The organism is Streptomyces sp. NPDC037054, assembly GCF_055606745.1.
In genome coordinates this window covers 336,538-358,951 of record NZ_JBVJSJ010000004.1, presented here as the reverse complement: position 1 = coordinate 358,951, position 22,414 = coordinate 336,538, and the positions used below count along the sequence as shown (strand labels likewise).

General features: G+C 71.8%; 18 protein-coding genes. 4 read left to right on the top strand and 14 right to left on the bottom strand.

The genetic code is table 11. From position 1 onward, the window contains the following. Positions 1 to 80 precede the first annotated feature (80 nt). From ACZ7D7_RS12525 to ACZ7D7_RS12515, 3 genes are all read left to right on the top strand, one after another. On the top strand, positions 81 to 596 hold the full coding sequence (locus ACZ7D7_RS12525) for a PadR family transcriptional regulator (RefSeq protein WP_470824054.1): 516 nt from the start codon (positions 81 to 83) through the stop codon (positions 594 to 596). Beyond that, on the top strand, positions 593 to 1,342 hold the full coding sequence (locus ACZ7D7_RS12520) for an ABC transporter ATP-binding protein (RefSeq protein ID WP_470824052.1): 750 nt from the start codon (positions 593 to 595) through the stop codon (positions 1,340 to 1,342). Before ACZ7D7_RS12525 ends, ACZ7D7_RS12520 begins: the two co-directional genes overlap by 4 nt. Before the next feature lie 153 nt (positions 1,343 to 1,495). Continuing rightward, a complete protein-coding gene (locus ACZ7D7_RS12515) occupies positions 1,496 to 3,778 on the top strand; it encodes an ABC transporter permease (protein ID WP_470824051.1) in 2,283 nt (760 codons plus the stop codon). Between the two features lie 33 nt (positions 3,779 to 3,811). On the opposite strand, the gene ACZ7D7_RS12510 is transcribed toward ACZ7D7_RS12515, so the two are convergent. From ACZ7D7_RS12510 to uvrC, 13 genes are all read right to left on the bottom strand, one after another. After that, the gene (locus tag ACZ7D7_RS12510; protein ID WP_470824050.1) at positions 3,812 to 4,834 is read right to left on the bottom strand and encodes a hypothetical protein; all 1,023 of its coding nucleotides are present in this window, start codon (positions 4,832 to 4,834) and stop codon (positions 3,812 to 3,814) included. A gap of 92 nt (positions 4,835 to 4,926) precedes the next feature. Continuing rightward, positions 4,927 to 6,585 (bottom strand): glucose-6-phosphate isomerase, encoded by a 1,659-nt coding sequence (pgi, locus tag ACZ7D7_RS12505; protein ID WP_470824049.1) that lies wholly within the window; start codon positions 6,583 to 6,585, stop codon positions 4,927 to 4,929. Positions 6,586 to 6,655: 70 nt separating this feature from the next. Continuing rightward, positions 6,656 to 7,936 (bottom strand): MFS transporter, encoded by a 1,281-nt coding sequence (locus tag ACZ7D7_RS12500; protein ID WP_470824048.1) that lies wholly within the window; start codon positions 7,934 to 7,936, stop codon positions 6,656 to 6,658. Positions 7,937 to 8,080: 144 nt separating this feature from the next. Next, positions 8,081 to 8,416, bottom strand: coding sequence for an RNA polymerase-binding protein RbpA (locus tag ACZ7D7_RS12495; protein WP_003976875.1), 336 nt, complete (start codon positions 8,414 to 8,416; stop codon positions 8,081 to 8,083). A 199-nt stretch (positions 8,417 to 8,615) separates the two neighbouring features. Beyond that, positions 8,616 to 8,846 carry a preprotein translocase subunit SecG gene (secG, locus tag ACZ7D7_RS12490; protein ID WP_470824256.1) on the bottom strand — a complete coding sequence of 77 codons (231 nt, stop codon included), beginning with the start codon at positions 8,844 to 8,846 and terminating at the stop codon, positions 8,616 to 8,618. 126 nt (positions 8,847 to 8,972) lie between these two features. Continuing rightward, positions 8,973 to 9,749 carry a triose-phosphate isomerase gene (tpiA, locus tag ACZ7D7_RS12485; RefSeq protein ID WP_470824046.1) on the bottom strand — a complete coding sequence of 259 codons (777 nt, stop codon included), beginning with the start codon at positions 9,747 to 9,749 and terminating at the stop codon, positions 8,973 to 8,975. A gap of 6 nt (positions 9,750 to 9,755) precedes the next feature. Continuing rightward, entirely contained in the window at positions 9,756 to 10,967 is a 1,212-nt protein-coding gene (locus tag ACZ7D7_RS12480; RefSeq protein WP_470824045.1) for a phosphoglycerate kinase, read from the bottom strand. Positions 10,968 to 11,090: 123 nt separating this feature from the next. After that, positions 11,091 to 12,098, bottom strand: coding sequence for a type I glyceraldehyde-3-phosphate dehydrogenase (gap, locus tag ACZ7D7_RS12475; protein WP_470824044.1), 1,008 nt, complete (start codon positions 12,096 to 12,098; stop codon positions 11,091 to 11,093). A 222-nt stretch (positions 12,099 to 12,320) separates the two neighbouring features. After that, positions 12,321 to 15,272: a M14 family metallopeptidase gene (locus tag ACZ7D7_RS12470; protein ID WP_470824043.1), complete on the bottom strand. Its 2,952-nt coding sequence runs from the start codon at positions 15,270 to 15,272 to the stop codon at positions 12,321 to 12,323. A gap of 186 nt (positions 15,273 to 15,458) precedes the next feature. After that, on the bottom strand, positions 15,459 to 16,448 hold the full coding sequence (gene whiA / locus ACZ7D7_RS12465) for a DNA-binding protein WhiA (protein WP_470824042.1): 990 nt from the start codon (positions 16,446 to 16,448) through the stop codon (positions 15,459 to 15,461). Further along, positions 16,439 to 17,506, bottom strand: coding sequence for a gluconeogenesis factor YvcK family protein (locus tag ACZ7D7_RS12460; RefSeq protein ID WP_470824041.1), 1,068 nt, complete (start codon positions 17,504 to 17,506; stop codon positions 16,439 to 16,441). Before ACZ7D7_RS12460 ends, whiA begins: the two co-directional genes overlap by 10 nt. After that, complete coding sequence (gene rapZ, locus ACZ7D7_RS12455) at positions 17,503 to 18,468, bottom strand: RNase adapter RapZ (protein WP_470824040.1); 966 nt, start codon at positions 18,466 to 18,468, stop codon at positions 17,503 to 17,505. Before rapZ ends, ACZ7D7_RS12460 begins: the two co-directional genes overlap by 4 nt. Further along, positions 18,465 to 20,504: an excinuclease ABC subunit UvrC gene (gene uvrC, locus ACZ7D7_RS12450; protein ID WP_470824039.1), complete on the bottom strand. Its 2,040-nt coding sequence runs from the start codon at positions 20,502 to 20,504 to the stop codon at positions 18,465 to 18,467. The genes rapZ and uvrC overlap by 4 nt, the downstream gene beginning before the upstream one ends. Before the next feature lie 326 nt (positions 20,505 to 20,830). Between uvrC and ACZ7D7_RS12445 the strand changes: the two genes are divergently transcribed. Further along, a complete protein-coding gene (locus tag ACZ7D7_RS12445) occupies positions 20,831 to 21,778 on the top strand; it encodes a hypothetical protein (protein ID WP_470824038.1) in 948 nt (315 codons plus the stop codon). A 50-nt stretch (positions 21,779 to 21,828) separates the two neighbouring features. Here ACZ7D7_RS12445 and ACZ7D7_RS12440 read toward each other — a convergent pair whose 3' ends face one another. Continuing rightward, on the bottom strand, positions 21,829 to 22,257 hold the full coding sequence (locus ACZ7D7_RS12440) for a Rieske (2Fe-2S) protein (protein WP_470824037.1): 429 nt from the start codon (positions 22,255 to 22,257) through the stop codon (positions 21,829 to 21,831). Between the last annotated feature and the right edge of the window lie 157 nt (positions 22,258 to 22,414).

Genomic DNA, 22,414 nt, shown 5'->3' with positions numbered 1-22,414 from the left:
TCGATGGCCATGTATACCTGTTAGGTAATGGGCGATACTAGGGCCTGGAGCACTTTACGAGGACAGGGAGGACTGGACGAGTGCGTCTGCCCCTCCTGGCACTCCTCGCACGCGGCCCGGCTCACGGCTACGAGCTCAAACAGGACCTTGAGCTCCTGCTGGGCTCCGCGTACCCTCAGCCGAACGTCGGCCAGATCTACGTGACCCTCGGCCGCCTCGAGAAGTCGGGACTGATCGAGGGCGAGGACGTCCACCAGTCCAGCCGGCCCAACAAGAAGGTCTACCACCTCACCGACGCCGGGCGCGAGGCGCTGCGCGCCTGGTTCGAGGAGCCCGAGGACGAGCCGCGGGTGCGGGACGAGTTCTTCATGAAACTCGCGCTCGCCCCGCAGACCGGCCTCGCCGACCAGATCGCCCTGATCAACAAGCAGCGGCGCCAGTACCTCAACACGATGCGCAGTCTGTCCAAACTGGCCGCCGCCGAAGACCGGGACAACCGCATCGCGCACCTGCTCATCGAGGGCGCGATGCTGCACCTGCAGGCCGATCTCGACTGGCTCGAGCGGTGTCAGGAAGAGCTGGAGGAGCTGGAGTGAACGACGGTTCCACTCCCGTGCTGCGCGCCCAGGGCCTGGTCAAGACGCACCACGGCGAGGGCGCGCCCGCCCACGCCGTGCGGGGCGTCGACCTGAGCGTGCGGGCGGGCGAGTTCGTGGCGATCACCGGCCCGTCCGGCGCCGGCAAGTCGACGCTGCTGCATCTGCTCGGCGGGCTGCAGCGCCCCGACGCGGGCAGCATCTGGCTGGACGGCGAGTGCACGGACGCCTACGGCGAGGCGCGCTGGGCGGTGGAGCGCAGGAAGCGCATCGGGATCGTCTTCCAGTTCTTCAACCTCGTCTCCAACCTGTCGGTCGCCGACAACGTGGAGCTGCCCGCGCTGCTCGCCGGGGTGCCGCCGAAGCAGGCACGCGCCGAACGGGAGCGGCTGCTGGCCGAGTTGGGCCTCGCCGGCAAGGAGCGCGGCATGCCGGGCGAGCTGTCCGGCGGTGAGCAGCAGCGGGTCGCGCTGGCCCGGGCGCTGGTCAACCACCCGCCGCTGCTGCTGGCCGACGAGCCCGCGGGCAGCCTCGACAGCAAGGGCACCCGCGAGGTGATGCGCCTGCTGTCCCGGTTCCACCAGCGCGGTCAGACGATCCTGCTGGTCACCCACGACGCGCGGCTGGCGAGCGCCGCCGACCGCGTCATCAGCTTCTTCGACGGCCGGATCGCCGACGACGCCGTACTGGACGGCACGCCGTCGCGCGGCGCCGGCATATCCGGGGTGCTGGAGCTCAAGGACTGATGCGAGGTGCCGGAGCCCAGGGACCGATGCGGGGTGCGCGACTGATGCCGTACGACTGCCGAGCCGCGGTGCGCGCACCGGGGCGGACCGGCGGCGAGGACCGCGGCCCGTTCCGGAGCCGCCGCGCCGTGCGCGAGCCGGGAGGCTGAGCCCGTGCGAGCCACCATGCGCTGGGCGCACTCCGATCTGCGCACCCACCGCGGCGAGGCCCTGTTCCTGGTGCTGGCCACCGCGGGCATCGTCGCCTCGCTGCTGCTGGCCACGGCCCTGTTCGGGTACGCGACCAACCCCTGGCAGCGCGTCTTCACGCAGGCCCGCGGCGCGCACGTCTGGCTGCACACCTCCCTGTCCGCCGATCCGGCCGCCCTGGCCGCGCTGGACGGCGTCGAGTCCGTCGCCGGCCCCTATCCGACCGAGTCGACCGCCGTCACCGCACGCGGCACCCGCGCCTCTGTCGAGCTGCGCGGCACCCGTGCGCTGCCCGAGGTCGGCCGCCCGCTGCTCACCTCCGGTCGCTGGCTCGACCCGAAGTCCCCGGACGGCGTGGTCCTGGAGACGCGCGTCGCCCGCGCGCTGCTGGCCGAGCCCGGCGACACGGTCACCGTGCCCGGTTCGGCCCGCACCCTGACCGTCCTCGGCATCGCCGACAGCGCCGAGCGGCGCTACCGGCCGGGCGAGCGGCCCGGCCTCGTGTGGACGCAGCCGTCCGTCGTGCCCGAGCCGACCGGCCAGGCGATCGGGCTGCGCCTGACCGACCCGGAGGACACGGACTACGCCGTGCAGCGCGCGGTGACCGTGCTGGGCGCGGGCGCGATCGGCGAGGTCAGCACCTGGAAACAGGCGCGGGCCGAGGCACAGGGCGACAACAAGCTGCTCGGGCAGGTGCTCGGGCTGTTCGGGCTCGGCGCACTGGTCGCGGCCGGGCTCGCGGTGCACGGCGCGATCGGCACCCGCATCCGGGGCCATCTGCGGGACATCTCGGTGCTGAAGGCGATCGGCTTCACGCCCGGCCAGGTCGTCCGGGTCTTCCTGATCCAGCACATCGCCTACGCGCTGCTGGGCGCCGTGTCCGCCGCCGCGCTCGCCGAGGCACTGGGCAGCCGCATCCCCGGACGGCTCGGCGACGCGGTGGGCGTGTGGCAGGGGCTGCCCGGTCACACCCTGGCGCTGGGCGTGGTGCCGGCGGGCGCGGTGCTGTTCATCGGCGCGACGACCGGGCTCGCGGCCTGGCGGGCGGGCCGGGTGCCGCCAGTGCCGCTGCCGAGGCCCGCCGCTCCCTCGGGCGGGCACCTGCCGGCGGCGGCGCGCCGGGCGCTGGGCATGAGGGTGCCGCCCGCGCTCGTCCTCGGCTGGCACAAGGCGTCCTCGCACCGTCCCCGCTCGCTCGGCACGGTCGCGCGGCTCGCGCTGCCGCTGCTGCTGATCATCGTCGCGATGAGCGCCTGGACCACCATCGAGCGCTTCCACGACAGCCCCGAGCGCATCGGGCTGCCGGCCGCGCTCACCGTCCGCGCGGACGCCGGGCTGGGCGACCGGGACACCCGCGCCCTGCTGGAACGCGATCCGCAGGTCGCCGCCGCGCATCCCGGCGTCGAGGTGGCCGCGCTGGTGCCGGGCCAGACCGCCACCATCGCGCTGCGCGGCCTCGGCACGCGCGAGAACCCGTACCCGTACCCCCTCGCCGAGGGCAGAGCCGCGCGCGGTTCCGACGAGGCCGTCGCGGGGCAGGGGCTGCTCGACCTGCTGGACGTGCGCGTCGGCGACTGGGTGCGCATGACCGTGGGCGACCAGCCGCAGATCCTGCACATCGTGGGCCGCAGCATCGAACCGGAGAACGCCGGCCGGGTCATCTCCACCTCACTGGACACCTTGCGCGAGAACGACCCCCAGCTGAAGCCCACCCTCTACCAGCTCAGGCTCGAACCGGGCGCCGACCCCGGCACGGTGGCCACCCGGCTCACGGAGGCGGGAGACGGCCACCTGGACGTGCACACGGTGCCGAACCCGGCCGACGGGCTGTCCCCGCTGCGGGGCGTCGTCGTCGGGGTGATCGGCGTGCTCGCCCTCATCGGGCTGATCGAGCTGCTGACGGCGATCGGCGGGACGGTCCGCGAGAGCGAACGCGATCTGCTGGCGCTGAAGGCCATCGGCCTCTCCCCGCGGCAGATCACCGCGATCACCGTGACGGCGACCGGCTGCACCGCCCTGTTCGCCGTGGTCGTCGCCACGGCCCTCGGGCTGCCGCTGGCGCACTGGCTGATCGACTACCAGGGCAGTTCGAGCGGCATCGGCGCCGGCATCGCGCAGGTCCCGTCCCCCGCGCTGCTGCTGCTGTTCGGCTCGGCGGCGGTGCTGGGCGCCGTGGCCCTCGCCGCCCTGCCCGCGGCGCGCGCGGCCCGCCGCCGCCTGGCGGACACGCTCAGCGCGGTGGCGTGAGGCACCTCGGCCCCCAGCACCGCGGCGTGAGGCTCAGCGCCGCGGCGTGAAGCCGTTCGGGCCGGGCGGGGGCGCGTAGGGGTTTTGGCCGGGCTGCGGTGCGTACGGGTGCGGGGTGCCCGTCGGGTGCGGCGGGTGGCCTCCGTACGGCGCGTGCGGAGGGGCGTACGGCTGTCCGTAGGGCCGACCGTACGGCGGCTGCCCGTACGGGTTGCCCTGGGGCGGCGGTGCCTGCGGGGGCACATGGCCCGGGGCCGGGCCGACCGGCGGGTACGCGGGCGGCGTGGGAGGCACGGGAGGCGTGTGGGGCAGCGGTGCCGGCAGCGTCGCCGGGTGGGCCCCCAGCCGGATGCCGTAGCGGTCCCTGAGCCGCTTGGCCTCCAGGAGGGCGATGCCCGTGACGGTGACCGGCGCGCCCAGGATGAACAGGATCCCGAGGGCGAGGCCGAGCCCGTGCAGGTCGCCCGTGAGGAGGTCCGGCAGGGCCATCAGCCAGGACGTGACGGTGGCGAGCAGCGGCGGCAGGCAGCGGTGCACACCCGCGGTCCCGAAGAAGTTCCCGGAGACGTGCACGGCGCCGCGGATGACGACGACGGTCAGCCAGATCGCGACCGGGCCGAGCAGCAGCACGAACAGTCCCGTGCCCGCGGCGAACCGCCACACCATCACCGTCGCGACGACGGTACCGACGAACGCCAGCAGCAGCTTCAGCGAGTTGAACAGCGGCTGCCTCATGTCCCGCACCCGGCCGCCGCCCCGCCACACGAACAGCATCACGGCGACCGTCAGCGGCGTGATGAACAGCAGCACGGCGGACGCCGTCAGCATGTTCTCCAGCACCTCGTCGAAGGCGAAGCCGCCCTCGACGAACGTGTAGACGCCGACCGCCGCGACCGTCCCGGCGATGAGCCGCGCGCGTTTGAGGCTCTCCACCGTCGGGTCCAGCGCGGGCGGGATCCACGCCGGGTGGAACACGGCACGCGCGAGGTTCTTCGGCTTGAGAGCCTCCCGCCCCCGCAGCGTGCCGCCCGTCCAACTTCCTTGCCCAGCAACCACGTTGCACTCCCCCGAGCCATGGCCTTGCATGATCGCGGGGGAGTCTACGGGAAGCGGCCGACAACGCGCCGTCCGCTTTCCCGCGGCGTCACTCAGCTCCGGCCGCGCAGCTCCCGGTACGTGGCGACGAGCGCCTTCGTGGACGCGTCCAGGCCCTCGACGTCGGCGCCCTCGGTGAGGGCGGGCTCGACGCGCTTGGCGAGGACCTTGCCGAGCTCGACGCCCCACTGGTCGAAGGAGTCGATGTTCCAGACGGCGCCCTGCACGAACACCTTGTGCTCGTACAGCGCGACGAGCTGACCCAGCACGGAGGGCGTCAGCTCGCGCGCCAGGATCGTCGTCGTCGGATGGTTGCCCCTGAACGTCTTGTGCGCGACCAGTTCCTGCGGCACGCCCTCGGCACGCACCTCGTCCGGCGTCTTGCCGAACGCCAGCGCCTGCGTCTGGGCGAAGAAGTTCGCCATCAGCAGGTCGTGCTGCGCCTTCAGCGTGTCGCTCAGCTCGGCGACCGGCTCGGCGAAGCCGATGAAGTCGGCCGGGATCAGCTTCGTGCCCTGGTGGATCAACTGGTAGTAGGCGTGCTGCCCGTTGGTGCCCGGCGTGCCCCAGACGACCGGGCCCGTCTCCCACTCGACCGCGCGGCCGTCCCGGTCCACCGACTTGCCGTTGGACTCCATGTCGAGCTGCTGGAGGTAGGCGGTGAACCTGGACAGGTAGTGGCTGTACGGCAGCACCGCGTGCGACTGGGCGCCCAGGAAGTTGCCGTACCAGACGCCCAGCAGGCCCAGCAGCAGCGGCACGTTGGACTCGGCGGGCGCGGTGCGGAAGTGCTCGTCGACGATGCGGAAGCCGTCGAGCATCTCCCGGAAGTTGCCCGGGCCGATGGCGATCATCAGGGACAGGCCGATCGCGGAGTCGTACGAGTAGCGTCCGCCGACCCAGTCCCAGAACTCGAACATGTTCGCCGTGTCGATGCCGAACGCGGCGACCTTCTCCGCGTTGGTCGACAGGGCCACGAAGTGCTTCGCGACCGCCGCCTCTCCCCCGTCGCCCAGGCCGTCGAGCAGCCACTGGCGCGCGGAGGTGGCGTTGGTGACCGTCTCGATCGTGGTGAACGTCTTGGACGCCACGATGAACAGCGTCTCCGCCGGGTCCAGGTCCCGGACCGCCTCGTGCAGGTCGGCCCCGTCCACGTTCGACACGAAGCGGAAGGTCAGCGAGCGGTCGGTGTAGGCGCGCAGCACCTCGTACGCCATCGCCGGGCCGAGGTCGGAGCCGCCGATGCCGATGTTGACGACGTTCCTGATCCGCCGGCCGGTGTGGCCGGTCCACTCGCCGGAGCGGACCCGGTCCGCGAAGTCCGTCATCCGGTCGAGAACGGCGTGAACCTTCGGCACGACGTTCTCGCCGTCGACCTCGATCACGGCGTCCGCCGGGGCGCGCAGCGCCGTGTGCAGCACGGCGCGGTCCTCGGTGGTGTTGATCCGCTCGCCGCGGAACATGGCGTCGCGCAGCCCGAACACGCCGGTCGCGGCCGCCAGTTCGCGCAAGCGCCGCAGCGTCTCGTCGGTGACGAGGTTCTTCGAGTAGTCGACGTGCAGGTCGCCCACCCGGAGCGTGTACCCGGAGCCGCGGCCGGGGTCGGCGGCGAACAGCTCACGCAGGTGCGTGTCGCCGAACTCCTCGCGGTGCTTGGCGAGGGCGGTCCACTCGGGCGTCTGATTGAGCCTGGTACGGCCGTCTGCGTTCATTTCGGACTTCAAGCCTCTTTCTACTGTCCCTGCTGCGTACCCTGCCCCGCTGCCGGTCCAACCTAATTGATCAGCGGGCAACGCGACCTGACGTCGGGGCGTCGTCCGGTTCAACAACAGGTACGTCCGGCTTGCGCGCCGGTATCAGGCAGCCGACGGCGAGCGCGAACAGGGCCGCGGTGAGCAGCGCGGGCGCGTTCAGGCCGAACAGTCCGGCGACGGCGCCGCCGAGCAGCGCGCCCAGCGGGGCGCCCGACGTCGAGGCGGTGCGGAACGCGGCGGCGATGCGGCCGAGCACGGCCCTGGGGCTGCGCTCCTGCATGAGGGTGGCCTGGTTGACGTTCCACACCATGCCCATCGCGCCGAGCAGCAGCATGCCCGCGAGGAGCGCCCCGAGGTGCCGCACGCTCCCCATGAGCAGCAGCGCCGCCGTCTGCACACCTCCGGCGAGGAGCAGGGCGCGGACCCGTCCGACGCGATCGGCGACGCGCCGGGCGAGGAAGCCGCCCACGATGCCCCCGGCCGCGTACGCCGTCATCGCGGCGGCGTATCCGGTGTCCCCGGCGTCCAGCCAGCGCGTCACGTGCAGCACCAGGGTGGCGATGAGGGCGCCCATGCCGATGTTGGACAGCAGCGTGGCCGCGCACACGGCCCGCAGCGGGCGGTCGCTCCACAGGGCGCGCAGGCCCGCGCGTATCTCCGCGCGCAGGGTGCTGCCCGCCGGGCGTGGCTCCCGCTCTGGCGGGGCCACGCGCAGGGACGCCACGAGGGCGGCGGCCAGCAGATAGGTGGCCGCGTCGGCCGCGAACGGCACGGCGAGGCCGAGGGCGAGCAGCAGTGGCACGAACGGCCCGGCGACCAGGCCGCCGGCGAACTGCTGCCCGGTCATCAGCCGGGCGTTGGCACTGCCGAGGGCCACGGGGGCGACCAGGGAGGGCAGCAGGGCCGTGGCCGCGTTGTCGAAGAGGGTCTGGAGCGCCGTCAGTGCGAAGGCGAGCGCGATCAGCAGCGGCACGGAGGCGTGCCCGAGGGCGACGGCGAGCGCGAATCCCGCGACGAGCAGCCCGCGCGTCAGGTCGACCGCCCACATCGCTCGCCGCTGGTCGACCCGGTCGGCGACGGCGCCGCCGAGCAGTCCGAACAGCAGCCAGGGCAGGTAGCCGCAGGCGGTCACGGAGGCGATCACGAGGGGCTCGTCCGTGAGCTGCACGGCGATCAGGGGCAGCGCGGCGGTGCGCAGCGCGTCCCCGAAGCGGGACAGGACGGCGGCGGTCCACAGCCGTCCGAACCCGCCCCGCCACGCCGGGGCGCGCCCGTCCGCCACCCCGCTCCCCGCCTCGGTCGTCGCCACCGCTCCCCCTCACGATTCGCCGATGCACAAACCGTAAAGGGCACCACTGACAACGGGTCCGGAGCGCGGCGGACCGCCGGCCCGGGCAGCGGGCCGGAAGACGTCCGGCCAGGCACCGCTCGGTGCCCGGCCGGATCCCAACTCCTAGATTTCGCCCCGCAGTTTGGCGAGGGCCTCGGCGAGGATGGCCTCGCCGTCCGCGTCGCTGCGGCGCTCCCTCACATACGCCAGGTGCGTCTTGTAGGGCTCGGTGCGCGGCGGGTCCGGCGGGTTGTCCCGGTCCTGTCCGGCCGGAAAGCCGCAGCGCGGGCAGTCCCAGGTCTCGGGCACCTGCGCGTCGCTGGCGAAGCTCGGCTGCGTCTCGTGCCCGTTGGAGCACCAGAAGGAGATGCGCAGACGCGGCGCGGACTCGCCGCGCTCGGCCTCGCCCATCGGCCCCGCCCCGACCCGGCTTCCTCGGATCGCGTTGCCACTTGCCACGGTCGTAACTCCCTGCGTGATGGTGCCGCGAAGCGAGTCGGCGTTTCGCTTCGCTGCGAGCGCCTCAGTCTACGTAAGGCCCAACGCGCGTCCAGTGATGGGAGTTACAGCCCCCGCACCTAGACGCAAGCCCCATGATAGGCCGCGCTGTGCTGCGCGTACCCAACATGGGGCCATACGTACGGAATGCGCGTACCGCTCAGTTGTTCGCCTTCATGAGCAGGCCGAGCACGATGATGCAGGCCACCCAGAGCACACCGACCACGACGGTGATCCGGTCGAGGTTGCGCTCGGCGACGGAGGAGCCGCCGACGGACGACTGCATGCCGCCACCGAACATGTCGGAGAGGCCGCCGCCCTTGCCCTTGTGCATCAGCACCAGCAGCATCAGCAGCCCGCTGAAGACGATCAGGGCGATCGAGAACCCCATAACCACGGCTGGACCAACTTCCTCGGAATCGGATGGACGACTGCGGGGGCACGGCACCGCGGCCATGCCCCCGCAAGAGTACGACGGATCGTCTCCGGCGCATACTCACTGGTCGAGCCGGGCGGGCTACTGGTCGCGGAAGCGCACGATCTTGACGAACTCGTCCGCGTCCAGGGACGCGCCGCCGACCAGGGCGCCGTCGATGTCGGCCTGCGCCATGATCTCGGCGACGTTGCCCGACTTCACGGAGCCGCCGTACTGGATGCGGACCTTGTCGGCCAGCTCCTGGGAGTACAGCTCGGCGAGCTTGCCGCGGATGGCGGCGCAGACCTCCTGCGCGTCCTCGGCGCCGCAGACCTTGCCGGTGCCGATGGCCCACACGGGCTCGTAGGCGATCACGACGGACTCGGCCTGCTCGGCCGGCAGGTCCTTCAGACCGCCCTCGACCTGGGCGAGGGTGTGGGCGACGTGGTTGCCCGCCTCGCGGACCTCCAGCTCCTCGCCGACGCACAGGATCGGGGTCAGGCCGTGCTTGTAGGCGGCCTTGACCTTGGCGTTCACCAGCTCGTCGGTCTCGTTGTGGTACTGGCGGCGCTCGGAGTGGCCGATCGCCACGAACGTGCACTTGAGCTTGGCCAGCATTGGGCCGGAGATCTCACCGGTGTAGGCACCGCCGTCGTGTGCCGAGATGTCCTGGGCGCCGTACTTGATCTTCAGCTTGTCGCCGTCGACCAGGGTCTGCACGGAGCGCAGGTCGGTGAAGGGGGCCAGGACGGCGACCTCGACGGCCTCGTAGTCCTTGTCGGCCAGGGCGAAGGCGAGCTTCTGGACGTGGGCGATGGCCTCGAGGTGGTTGAGGTTCATCTTCCAGTTGCCCGCCATCAGCGGCGTGCGCGTGCTCATAAAGGGTCAGTCCTCCAGTGCGGCGAGGCCGGGGAGCGTCTTGCCCTCGAGGTATTCGAGGGAGGCGCCGCCACCGGTCGAGATGTGGCCGAATGCGTTCTCGTCGAAGCCCAGGGTGCGGACGGCGGCCGCGGAGTCGCCGCCGCCGACCACGGTGAAGCCCGGGGAGTCGAGGAGTGCCTGGGCGACCGCCTTGGTGCCCTCGGCGTAGTCGGGGTGCTCGAAGACGCCCATGGGGCCGTTCCAGAAGACGGTGGCGGCGTCGGCGAGCTTCGAGGCGTACAGCTTGCGGGTCTGCGGGCCGATGTCAAGGCCCAGCTGGTCGGCCGGGATGGCGTCCGCGGCGACGGTGTTCGGGTTCGCCGGCGCCTTGGTCTTCAGGTCCGGGAACTCGGTGGAGGTCAGCACGTCGACGGGGAGGACCAGCTCGACGCCGTTCTTCTCCGCGCGCTCGATGTACTCCCGGACGGCCGGGAGCTGGTCCTCCTGGAGGAGGGAGGCGCCGACCTCGTAGCCCTTGGCCTTGAGGAAGGTGAACACCATGCCGCCGCCGATGAGGAGGCGGTCGGCCTTGCCGAGCAGCTGGTCGATGACGGCCAGCTTGTCGGAGACCTTGGAGCCGCCGAGCACCACGACGTACGGGCGCTCGACGTCCTCGGTGAGCTTCTTCAGGACGCCGACCTCGGTGGCGATGAGGTACCCGGCGTAGTGCGGCAGGCGGGCCGGCAGGTCGAAGACCGAGGCGTGCTTGCGGTGCACGGCGCCGAAGCCGTCGCCCACGTACACGTCGGCGAGGGACGCGAGCTGATCGGCGAAGGCGCCGCGCTCGGCGTCGTCCTTGCTGGTCTCGCCGGCGTTGAAGCGCAGGTTCTCGATGACCGCGACCTGCCCGTCGGCGAGGCCGGCGACGGTGGACGCGGCCGACTCGCCGACCGTGTCGGTGGCGAAGGCGACGTCGGCGCCGAGGAGTTCGCCGAGCCGGGCGGCGGCGGGCGCGAGGGAGAACGCCGGGTCCGGGGCGCCCTTGGGGCGGCCCAGGTGGGAGGCGACGACCACGCGCGCGCCCGCCCCGGCGAGGGCCTTGACGGTGGGCACCACGGCCCGGATGCGGCCGTCGTCGGTGATGGTGGTGCCGTCGAGCGGCACGTTGAGGTCGGCGCGGACGAAGACGCGCCTGCCCGCGACGCCTTCGGCGAGAAGTTCGTCGATCGTCTTCATGAGGGTCTCCTGCGGAGGGCTCGTGATCGAGTGGTGGGCCTGATCTGCACGTGAGTCAGGGCTCGGACAATGCATGGTGCACTGTCCGAGCCCTGCTCCCGCATCGAGGTGCCTGTCAGGCGATCAGAGCTGGTTGCCGACGAAGACCGTCAGGTCGACGAGGCGGTTGGAGTAGCCCCACTCGTTGTCGTACCAGCCGATGACCTTCACGTTCTTGCCCTCCTGGACCATGGTCAGGGAGGAGTCGAAGGTGCAGGACGCCGGGGCGTTCACGATGTCGGAGGAGACGATCGCGTCCTCGGTGTACTCGAGGATGCCCTTCAGCTCGCCCTCGGCGGCCTTCTGGAAGGCGGCGTTGACCTCTTCCTTGGTGACCTCGCGGCTCAGCTCGATGACCAGGTCGGTGACGGAGCCGGTCGGGACCGGGACGCGCATGGCCATGCCGTCCAGCTTGCCCTTGAGCTGCGGCAGCACCAGCGCGGTGGCCTTCGCGGCACCGGTGGTGGTCGGGATGATGTTCTCGGCGGCGGCACGGGCGCGGCGCAGGTCCTTGTGCGGGAAGTCAAGGATGCGCTGGTCGTTCGTGTACGCGTGCACCGTCGTCATCAGGCCCTTGACGATGCCGAAGTTCTCGTCGAGGACCTTGGCCATCGGCGCCACACAGTTGGTGGTGCAGGAGGCGTTGGAGATGACGTGGTGGTTCGCCGGGTCGTACGTGTCCTGGTTGACGCCCATCACGATGGTGACGTCCTCGTCCTTGGCCGGAGCCGAGATGAGGACCTTCTTGGCGCCGCCGGCCAGGTGCTTCGCGGCGTCTTCCTTCTTGGTGAAGATGCCGGTCGACTCGATGACGATGTCGACGCCCAGCTCGCCCCACGGGATGTCGGCGGGGTTGCGCTCGGCGAGGACCTTGATGGTCTTGTCGCCGACGGTGATGGTGTCCTCGGTGTGGGAGACCTCCTGCTTGAGGCGCCCGAGGATGGTGTCGTACTTCAGCAGGTGAGCGGTGGTCGCGGTGTCACCCAGGTCGTTGACAGCCACGATCTCGATGTCTGCACCCTGCTCCAGCAGCGCGCGGAAGTAGTTACGACCGATGCGGCCAAAGCCGTTGATGCCTACGCGGATCGTCACGAACCGATCTCCTCGTTGGTACGCCGGTTTCGAGACCGGCGAGCTGTATGGGATGTCCCCGACCGCCTACGACCCTACCTCTCCGCGGCCTCCGGGGTGACATTGAGATGGCCCGTACACGGCACCGCGGTCCGTACCCGCCAGTAGGGGTACGGACCGCTCGACCGTCAGGTCGTGTCACTCGATTTCGCTACGCAGGGTCGACCGAAGTTGACCGAAACGTCACCCTTCCAGAGACCGGAGCGCCTTCCCGAGAAGGGCGGCCCGCTCGGCCGCGGAGGGCAGGTGTTCCAGGCCGAAGCCGAGGAGCACGGTGTCCTCCGTGGCGACCGCGCCGTGGGTGCGGAACAGTTCCCCGGTGCGGGTCCAGTCCTTCAGCACGGCCGGGCTGCCCGCGGGCGGCCCGCCGACCCTCCAGTCCCCCAGCGACGTCTCGAAGCCCTCGGTGCCGGTGGGCGTGCCGCCGATGACGAGCGAGGCCTGGTCGGCGAGGACGCCGTGCCCGCCGCTGCCCGGGTCGGTGACGTAGCTGACGGACACCTCGACGGTCTTGCCGGCGTAGGCGCTCAGGTCGAAGTTCACCTGCTGCCAGCCGTCGGAGGCGCCGGTCAGGCTGTGCCACGCGCCGGTGGTGCCGGTGGCTTCGCAGCTGCCCTCGTTCACGGTGAGGTAGTGCTCCAGCCAGGGGTGCTCCCCGACGTAGAAGCCGCCCTCGCACTCGGTGGGGACTGCGGTGCCGGTGGCGCCGCCCGCCTCCGGGAGTGTCGTCCAGTCGTCGGCGCCCGCGGTGTGCGCCTCGACGATCACGTTGTCGTAGCCGGGCTCGGTGTCCCACAGCAGCTGGGTGCGCAGCGTGGGCGTGTCGGCCGCGGTGACGCCGGTGAGGTCGACGGTGCGCGTGAGGCGCTTGTAGGCGTCGTCGGTGTGGACGGCGGCGGCCATCCAGGACCCGGTGTGCGGCCCGTACGGGTTGACGGTCCCGGCGAACTGTCCCGCGCCCGCGCTCGCGAACTGCGGGTAGGTGTCGGCGGGCAGTTCGTCGGAGGTGACGCTGTAGGTGCCGGCCCGGTCCAGCGGGTTGCCGGGGGCGGCTTCGAGGGTGCCGGTGAAGCCGTCCAGCGCGCCGGAACCGGTGAAGCCGGTGGCGCCGGGGGTGGAGGTGCGGGTGTAGGCGCCCAGGTAGTACTGGCCGAAGTCGTTCGACAGGGCGCCGCCGAGATCGACGTTGCCGCCGGCCTGCTCGCCGGCCTCGATCAGCTTGCCGCCCTCGTTGAGGAAGGCGCGCAGTTCGAGCTGGGTGGCGACGCCGGGGACGGCCCCGCCGGTGTGGTGGACGACGGTGTCGAAGTGGCTCAGCACGCCCAGCGCGTCGGGCGCGCCCTGCGTGGCGACGTCCCAGACGACCGCCTTGTGCCCGTTGGCCTCGATCGCGTCGACGTAGGTCTGGGCCTGGGTGGCGGTCGCGCCCTCCTCGGCGACGACGAGGACGTCCGCGCGGGGGCGTTCGGCGACGGTGTAGGTGAAGTGCTCGCTGGAGACGGCCTTGCCGCCGCGCGTCTCGCCGGTGAACCACACCTCGACCCTGTCGCCCGGGTCGCCGTCCTGGACCTTCGCGCGGTACTCGTCGAAGTGCAGGTTGTCCTCGCCGCCGAACCGCTCGCCGCCCTTCCAGGGCCGCAGCGCCATGTCCTCGACCCGGCCGCCGTTGACGCGGTACTTGAGCTCCTTGTCGCGCACCGACTTGCGTACGACGACGGAGACTTCCTGGTCGGCGCCGCGCGAGTAGGAGGTGGTGAACGGCGCCGGGGTGAAGTCTGCGGCGGTCAGGCCCACCGCGGACTTGGGCCGGTCGGGGTGTGCGGCGCTCTCGGCGACGGACAGCGCGAACGGGATGTTCTTGGTGAACTCCCGCTGGATCAGGGTCTCGTCGTCCGGGAACGTGAAGATCGAGCGGCAGTCGGCCGGGTTCCAGGCGTCATTGGGGTCGGACTCGGAGGCGGACTGGCAGGTCGACATCTCCGGGGTGAACATCGCCATGCCGTTGACGTTGGCCGCGTGTCCGTCGGCCTCGCCGTTGGTGGTGTAGAGCTCCGAGGACAGCTGCGGGCGGTAGCCGGGGATCGCCGAGTTGTCGGGGGTACCGGCCAGGGCCTCGTAGACGACGTCGTCCGGGGTGGGCGTGGCGACCTGCCAGCCGACTCCGTAGAGGAGGAGTTCGGCGGCGGAGTGGTAGTTGATGCCGTACGCGAAGCCGATCCGCTTCTGGAAGGCGTCCAGCGCCTTGGTCTCGGGCTCGGAGCCGGCGCTCGCGCCGCGGTAGGTCTGGCTGGTGGGGTTGGGGGACGAACCCTCGTCGTCGTAGCCCCACTTGTAGGGGAAGTTGCGGTTGAGGTCGACGCCGTCGCCGGTGGAGATGGTGCCGTCGCCGTTGACGTCGCGCAGGTTCTTGCGCCACAGGCGGGTGTCGTCGCTCTCGAAGGTGTAGTCATAGCCGTCGGGGTTGGCCGACGGGACGAACCACAGCTCGGTGGTGTCGACGATCTTCCTGATGCGCTTGTCCGTCTTGTAGTTGTCCAGGTAGTGGTGCATCAGACGCCGGGTCATCTCCGGCGTGATCCACTCGCGCGCGTGCTGGTTGGACAGGTACAGCACGGCGGGCTTCGAGCCGTCCGCGGACTTCTTGGCGCCCTTGGTGAGCTTCAGCGCGAGGATGTCCTGGCCCTTGATCGTCTTGCCGATGGAGACGACCTTCGTGAGGCCCGGGTTCTCCTGGGCCGTCCTGACGATCTCCTCCTTGATGCCGCCGCTGCCGCCGTAGGGGCGGAACACGCCCTCGGCCGCGGCCTCGACGCGGGACTCCGCCTTGCCGGAGAGCGTGTGCTCGGTGAGCTCGACGCCCTGTTTGCGCAGTTTCCCGGCCTGCTGGTCGGTGAGGTAGACCTCGACGGTGCCGGTTCCCTTGTCGGGGACCTGCTCGCCGAGTTCGTGGCCGTCCTGTCCGGCGGCGAGCAGCAGGGGTACCTGCTTCTGCGTGACGTCGGCGCGGAACACCTTGACCTCGTCGGCGTCACGCGGGGCCGGGTCCGCGGGTCGTGCCTGGGCGATGGGCGCGATGCTCGCTCCGGCGATCAGGAGCGTGCCGACAGCGAGGATCGATCTCGCTCTATGTCTCATGAACCCCCCTAGCGGTGGTTCGCCACAGCAGCGAACTGATGCCAGGCTCATGACAGTCCATGATCGAGTCAATAGGGCGGGTACGACACGAAAATGCCGGTACCTACCACCCAAGTAGGCGCCGGTACCGGCATCTTGTCGTGGCGTCAGCTGCGGCTGCGGGGCCGTCGGTGTGGCCCGGCGGTGTCAACCGGCCATGTTGTCGGCGAGCTCCTCGCTGAGGTTGGCCTCCGTGCCCGGGATGCCGAGGTCGGAGGCCCGCTTGTCGGCCATGGCCAGCAGACGGCGGATACGGCCGGCGACCGCGTCCTTGGTGAGCGGCGGGTCGGCGAGCGCGCCCAGCTCCTCCAGCGAGGCCTGCTTGTGCTCCATGCGCAGCCGGCCCGCGGCGGCGAGGTGCTCGGGCACGTCGTCGCCGAGGATCTCCAGCGCGCGCTGCACACGGGCCCCCGCCGCGACGGCCGCGCGGGCGGAGCGGCGCAGGTTGGCGTCGTCGAAGTTGGCGAGGCGGTTCGCGGTGGCGCGGACCTCGCGGCGCATCCGGCGCTCCTCCCAGGCCAGCACCGCGTCGTGGGCGCCGAGCCGGGTGAGCAGGGCGCCGATCGCGTCACCGTCGCGGACCACGACGCGGTCCACGCCGCGCACCTCGCGGGCCTTGGCTGCGATGGAGAGCCGGCGGGCGGCGCCGACCAGGGCGAGGGCGGCCTCGGGGCCGGGGCAGGTCACTTCCAGGGAGGAGGAACGGCCGGGCTCGGTGAGCGAGCCGTGTGCCAGGAACGCCCCGCGCCAGGCCGCCTCGGCGTCGCAGGTGGCCCCCGAGACCACCTGCGGGGGCAGCCCGCGGATGGGACGGCCGCGGCCGTCGACCAGACCGGTCTGGCGGGCGAGCTGGTCGCCGCCCGCGACGACCCGTACGACGAAGCGCGAGCCGCGGCGCAGCCCGCCCGGCGCCATCACGATCAGCTCGGAGCTGTGGCCGAAGATCTCCAGGATGTCCCGCTTGAGGCGCCGGGCCGCCGCCGAGGTGTCCAGCTCCGCCTCGATCACGATGCGCCCGCTCACCAGGTGGAGGCCGCCGGCGAACCGCAGAACGGCCGAAACCTCGGCCTTTCTGCAGCAGGTCCGGGTGACGGGGAGCCGCGCAATCTCGTCCTTCACCGCTGCCGTCATCGCCATGGGCCGATCCTTCCATGCATCCGAAAAATACGGTCGTACGCGGCTGCCAACAGCTCCGGGTCGTGCCGCGGAGTTCCGTCGGTCCGGGCCACCGGCGCCAGCTCGACCGCGGCACCGAACCGCTTGGCGGCATCGGTCATCGCATCGCGGTCGGGCACGGCGGCCTCGTCGGCCAGCACCACGTCCAGGGCGAGTTTAGGGGCGTGTCGTCCCAAAACCTCCAAATGACGCTGCGGGGAGAAGCCCTCGGTTTCTCCGGGCTGCGGCGCGAGGTTCAGCGAGAGTACCCGGCGCGCCTTGGTCTGCGTGAGCGCGTCGAGGAGCTCGGGCACCAGCAGGTGCGGGATGACGGAGGAGAACCAGGAGCCGGGCCCCAGCACCACCCAGTCCGCGTCCAGGACCGCCGCGACGGCCTCCGGGACGGCCGGCGGGTCGTGCGGCACCAGGTGCACCGACTGCACCTCGCCCGGTGTGAGGGCGACGGTGGCCTGGCCGCGGACGGTGTCGATGTCGTCCGGCCGGTCCGGGTCGTGCCCCCTGACCAGGGCCTGAAGCTCCAGCGGCACGGCGGACATGGGCAGCACGCGCCCGTGCGCGCCGAGCAGCTTGCCGACCAGGTCGAGCGCCTGGACGTGGTCGCCGAGCTGCTCCCACAGGGCGACGATCAGCAGATTGCCCACCGCGTGGTCGTGCAGGTCGCCGCGGGACTGGAAGCGGTGCTGGATGACGCGGGACCAGGTCTGGCCCCAGTCGTCGTCGCCGCACAGCGCGGCCAGCGCCTTGCGCAGGTCGCCGGGCGGCAGCACGCCCAGCTCGTCGCGCAGGCGCCCGCTGGAGCCGCCGTCGTCGGCGACGGTGACGACGGCGGTGAGGTCCCCGGTGATCCGGCGCAGCGCGGCCAGCGAGGCGGACAGGCCCATGCCGCCGCCGAGGGCGACGACCTTGGGCTGGGCGCCCCTGCGGCGCGGCCGGGCGCCCCGGGCCTCGACGGGCCGGCCGCCGCGCCCCTCGGGCACCGCCCGGCGCAGCCGGCTCAGCCGCGGTGTACGTCCCGTCATTCGCGTCCCATGTCCCGGTGCACGACCACCGTCTCCACGCCCTCGGCCGCCAGGCGGGCGGCGAGCTTCTCCGACATGGCGACCGAGCGGTGCTTGCCGCCGGTGCAGCCGACGGCGATGGTCACATAGCGCTTGCCCTCCCGACGGTAGCCCGCGGCAACGAGCTGGAGGAGCTCGGCGTACCGGTCGAGGAACTCCTTGGCGCCGGGCTGGCTGAGGACGTACGCCGCCACCTCCTCGTGCACGCCGGTGTACGGGCGCAGCTCCGGGACCCAGTGCGGGTTCGGCAGGAACCGCATGTCCACCACCAGGTCGGCGTCGACCGGGAGGCCGTACTTGAAGCCGAAGGACATGACGGTGGCCCGCAGCTCGGGCTCCTCGTCGCCCGCGAACTGGGCGTCCATCTTGGCGCGCAGCTCGTGGACGTTGAGGCTGGAGGTGTCGATGACCAGGTCGGCGTCGCCGCGCAGCTCGCGCAGCAGTTCGCGCTCGGCGTCGATGCCGTCCACGATGCGGCCGTCGCCCTGGAGGGGGTGCGGGCGGCGCACCGACTCGAAGCGGCGCACCAGGGCCTCGTCGGAGGACTCCAGGAAGACGATCCGCCGGGTGACGCCCTTGGTGTCGAGGTCGGCGAGGGACTCGCGGAGGTTGTCGAAGAAGCGCCGGCCGCGGACGTCCACGACGACCGCGATGCGGGCGACGTTGCCCTGCGAGCGGGCGCCGAGCTCCACCATGGTGGGGATCAGCGCGGGCGGAAGGTTGTCGACCACGAACCAGCCGAGGTCCTCCAGGCACTTCGCGGCGGTGGACCGGCCCGCCCCGGACATGCCGGAGATGATCACCAGCTCGGGGATGGCCGCCTCGGGGGCCGCTGCCGCGTCCTTGCCCGTGCCCACCTGTGCTCCGTCGTCCTGACCCGCCTCGTCGTGGTGCGCGTCCTGCTGTGTGTCGTGCTCGGTCATGTCTCCTGCCCCCGTCGATCGTCCGGGACTCCCGCTGTCACGGGCTCCCCGGGGGAACCCGCCGTCGTACCGGGTGCCCCGTCTTCCTCGTCTTCCATGATCTCTCCAGTCGCCGTGTTCACGGCGGGCGCGGCCGGTGCGGCCTGGGCGAGCGCCGCGGCGACCGTCTCGGCGGTTTTGCGACCTATGCCGGGAACCTCACAGATCTGGTCGATTGTCGCCGACCGGAGCCTCTTCACCGAACCGAAGTACTTGATCAACGCCTGTTTACGGGTCTCGCCGAGGCCCGGCACGTCGTCCAGCGGGGTCGCGCGGATCCGCTTGGCGCGCTTGCTGCGCTGGTAGGAGATGGCGAAGCGGTGCGCCTCGTCGCGTACGCGTTGCAGCAGGTAGAGGCCTTCGCTCGTGCGGGGCAGGATCACCGGGTCGTCCTCGCCCGGCAGCCACACCTCCTCCAGACGCTTGGCGAGGCCGCACACCGCGATGTCGTCGATGCCCAGCTCGTCCAGGGCCCGCTGCGCCGCGCGGACCTGCGGCTGCCCGCCGTCGACGACGACGAGCTGCGGCGGGTACGCGAACCGCTTGGGGCGTCCGTCGTCCTCCTTGAGCTCCTCCTCCGTCCACTCACCGGTCCGCTCCTTCTCGGCGAGGTAGCGGCGGAAGCGGCGGCTGAGCACCTCGTGCATGGACCGCACGTCGTCCTGGCCGCCGAAGCTCTTGATCTGGAAGCGCCGGTACTCGCTCTTGCGGGCCAGGCCGTCCTCGAAGACGACCATCGACGCCACCACGTCGTCGCCCTGGAGGTGGGAGATGTCGTAGCACTCGATGCGCAGGGGCGCGCTGTCCAGGTCGAGCGCCTCCGCGATCTCCTCCAGCGCACGCGAGCGCGTGGTCAGGTCGGAGGCACGCTTCGTCTTGTGCAGGACGAGCGCCTGTTGCGCGTTGCGCTGCACGGTCTCCATGAGCGCCTTCTTGTCGCCGCGCTGCGGGATGCGCAGCGACACGTTCGCCCCGCGGCGGCCGGTGAGCCACTCCTGGACCGGCTCGACGGGCTCCGGCAGGGCCGGGACCAGCACCTCCTTGGGGACGGCGTCCCCGGTCTCCTCGCCGTACAGCTGCTGGAGCGCGTGCTCGACGAGGGCGCCGGTGGTGATCTCCTCGACCTTGTCGGTCACCCAGCCGCGCTGGCCGCGCACGCGCCCGCCCCGCACGTGGAAGATCTGCACGGCGGCTTCCAGCTCGTCCTCGGCGACGGCGATCAGGTCGGCGTCGGTCGCGTCGGCGAGCACGACCGCGTTCTTCTCCATGGCCTTCTTCAGGGCCTCGATGTCGTCGCGCAGGCGGGCGGCCCGCTCGTACTCCATCTCCTCGGCCGCCAGCGTCATCCGCTTCTCCAGGCGGCGCAGATACGTGCCCGTGCGGCCGGCCATGAAGTCGCAGAACTCCTCGGCGAGTTCACGGTGCTCCTCCGGCGAGACCCGGTCCACGCAGGGCGCGGAGCACTTGCCGATGTAGCCGAGCAGGCAGGGGCGGCCGGTGCGGGCGGCGTTCTTGAAGACGCCCGCCGAGCACGTGCGCACCGGGAACACGCGCAGCAGCAGGTCCACCGTGTCGCGGATCGCCCACGCGTGCGCGTACGGACCGAAGTAGCGCACGCCCTTCTTCTTGTGGCCGCGCATGACCTGGACGCGCGGGAACTCCTCGCCCATCGTCACCGCGAGGTAGGGGTAGCTCTTGTCGTCGCGGTACTTGACGTTGAACCGGGGGTCGTACTCCTTGATCCAGGAGTACTCCAGCTGGAGGGCCTCGACCTCCGTGGACACCACCGTCCACTCCACGGACGCGGCCGTGGTCACCATCGAGCGGGTCCGCGGGTGCAGGTTCGCCAGGTCCTGGAAGTAGTTGGCCAGGCGCTGACGCAGGCTTTTCGCCTTTCCGACGTAGATCACCCGACGGTGCTCGTCACGGAACCTGTACACCCCGGGGGTGTCCGGGATGTCTCCCGGCCTGGGGCGGTAGCTGGAGGGGTCGGCCATGTCTCACACCCTACTGGCGCGCGCTGACACTCCGGAGTGGTCCGGGGCCGCGGGGCGACGGCCGCGGGGCGCGCCCCGGCTCCCGCCCGGCCCTCGGGGCAGCGCGGGCGACCACGCACCGTACGGACTCGGCCAGCGGTGCGTCGCGGTTGGGCCTCAGGTGTTGTCGGGACTAGGTCAACACGCTTCAATGCGGAGGACCTCGGGGCCCTTGAACGGCGGCCCGCGTGTCGAGGACGCCGCCCGCGCCCACGGGGGCGGCCCCGGGGACCCCCTGCGAACGGTCTGACCAGCCGTTGCGAACATTCACAGAAAGGCCCCTGTGCATGCCGCACGCCACACAGCACGCGGACGACGCCACCGCGCAACTGGACTCGGCCCTGCGAGGCGGCCCCTTCCACGTCGCCCTGCGCGCCGCGATCGCCGCGCGCGGCCTGCCCCTGCAGCGTGTGCAGCATCATCTGTCGCGCCACGGCGTGAAGGTCGGCGTGACCAGCCTGAGCTACTGGCAGCAGGGCGCCCGGCGCCCGCAGCGCCCCGAGTCGCTGCGCGCCGTGCGGGCCCTGGAGGAGATCCTCCAGCTGCCCGACGAGTCGCTGATCCGGCTGCTCGCCGAGACCGACGAACACGCCGCGGACCGGGACACCTCCGCCCGCTCCTACCGCGCGGTCGTCGAGGCCTCGGGCGTCCTCGAGGGGCTGCTGGCCGAACTGGACTCGACCGTGGACGGCGGGCTGCACACCCTCGCCCATCACGAGCTGGTGCGCATCGGGGCGCGCCGGGAACTGGCCGGGCGGGAGTCCCACCACATCGTGCGGGCCCACCGGGACGGCGTCGACCGCTTCCTGGCGGTGCACCACGGCGACCCGGGGTGCGTGCCGGACGCCATGACGGTGCGCGCGCTGGAGAACTGCCGCGCGGGGCGCGTGCGCCGACACCAGGAGACCGGACTGCTCGTGGCGGAGCTGTTGTTCGACACCCGGCTGCGGGCCGGAGACACCTTTCTGTTCCGCTACGGCGTCGAGGACGGCACGGCAGGCGTGTCACGCGAGTACGTGCGCGGCTTCGACTCCGCCGGGGGTCAGTACGCGCTCCAGGTGCGGTTCGACGAGCGGGCCCTGCCGACGCGCTCCCACCGCTTCACGCAGCACACGGCGGCGGCTCCGCGCAGCGCGCACCAGGAGCTGGCCCCGACCGGGCCGCACCACTCCGTCCACCTCGTCGAACCGCGGGTGCGGGCGGGGATCGTGGGGATCGGCTGGGAGTGGGAGTGACGGCCCTGTAGACGCGTGCGACGGCCGGGGGCGTGAGACCCGGTCAGGGGTCAGCGCTTCGGGCCCGCAACGACCCGGCCGTTCTCCTCCCGCACGTCCAGCGCGACCAGCGGCACCGTGGCGGGAGACCGCAGCACCTCGCCCGTCGTGGCGTCGAACTCGCTGCCGTGACACGCGCACACGAGCTTCTTCCCCTCCAGCTTGTCGATGGCGCAGCCCGCGTGCGTGCAGACGGCGCTGTACGCCTTCAGCGAGCCGTCCCCGGCACGGCTGACGACGACGTGCTGCTCGCGGTACAGCTTCGGGCTTCCCTCGGCGATCTCGCCCGGCGCGCCCAGTTCGACGGACGCGGTCGGCTCGGCGGGCAGCGCTCCTTCGTCGTCGCCGGGCCCGCAGGCGGTCAGGGCCGTTCCGGCGAGGGGCGTGACGGCCGCGCCCCGCAGGACGGTACGGCGGCTCGGGGACGGACGGCCGGGCATGAGATCTCCACAGGTCACGGGGGCGTGCACGGCGACGATACCGGGCCTGCCGGGACCCCCGAGAGGTCGGGTCACGACGCGCGACCCTGGACGTAAACGCTTGCGCAAGCGTTTACGTGCGACGGGAAATGGGATACGTTCCCGCCTCGGGACGGAT

Coding starts and splice junctions, on each gene's coding strand:
- pgi (WP_470824049.1), bottom strand. CDS start 6,585: ATGAACGCAGACGGCCGTACCAGGCTCAATCAGACGCCCGAGTGGACC.
- secG (WP_470824256.1), bottom strand. CDS start 8,846: ATGGGGTTCTCGATCGCCCTGATCGTCTTCAGCGGGCTGCTGATGCTG.
- tpiA (WP_470824046.1), bottom strand. CDS start 9,749: ATGAGCACGCGCACGCCGCTGATGGCGGGCAACTGGAAGATGAACCTC.
- ACZ7D7_RS12480 (WP_470824045.1), bottom strand. CDS start 10,967: ATGAAGACGATCGACGAACTTCTCGCCGAAGGCGTCGCGGGCAGGCGC.
- ACZ7D7_RS12470 (WP_470824043.1), bottom strand. CDS start 15,272: ATGAGACATAGAGCGAGATCGATCCTCGCTGTCGGCACGCTCCTGATC.
- whiA (WP_470824042.1), bottom strand. CDS start 16,448: ATGGCGATGACGGCAGCGGTGAAGGACGAGATTGCGCGGCTCCCCGTC.
- ACZ7D7_RS12460 (WP_470824041.1), bottom strand. CDS start 17,506: ATGACGGGACGTACACCGCGGCTGAGCCGGCTGCGCCGGGCGGTGCCC.
- rapZ (WP_470824040.1), bottom strand. CDS start 18,468: ATGACCGAGCACGACACACAGCAGGACGCGCACCACGACGAGGCGGGT.
- uvrC (WP_470824039.1), bottom strand. CDS start 20,504: ATGGCCGACCCCTCCAGCTACCGCCCCAGGCCGGGAGACATCCCGGAC.
- ACZ7D7_RS12445 (WP_470824038.1), top strand. CDS start 20,831: ATGCCGCACGCCACACAGCACGCGGACGACGCCACCGCGCAACTGGAC.
- ACZ7D7_RS12440 (WP_470824037.1), bottom strand. CDS start 22,257: ATGCCCGGCCGTCCGTCCCCGAGCCGCCGTACCGTCCTGCGGGGCGCG.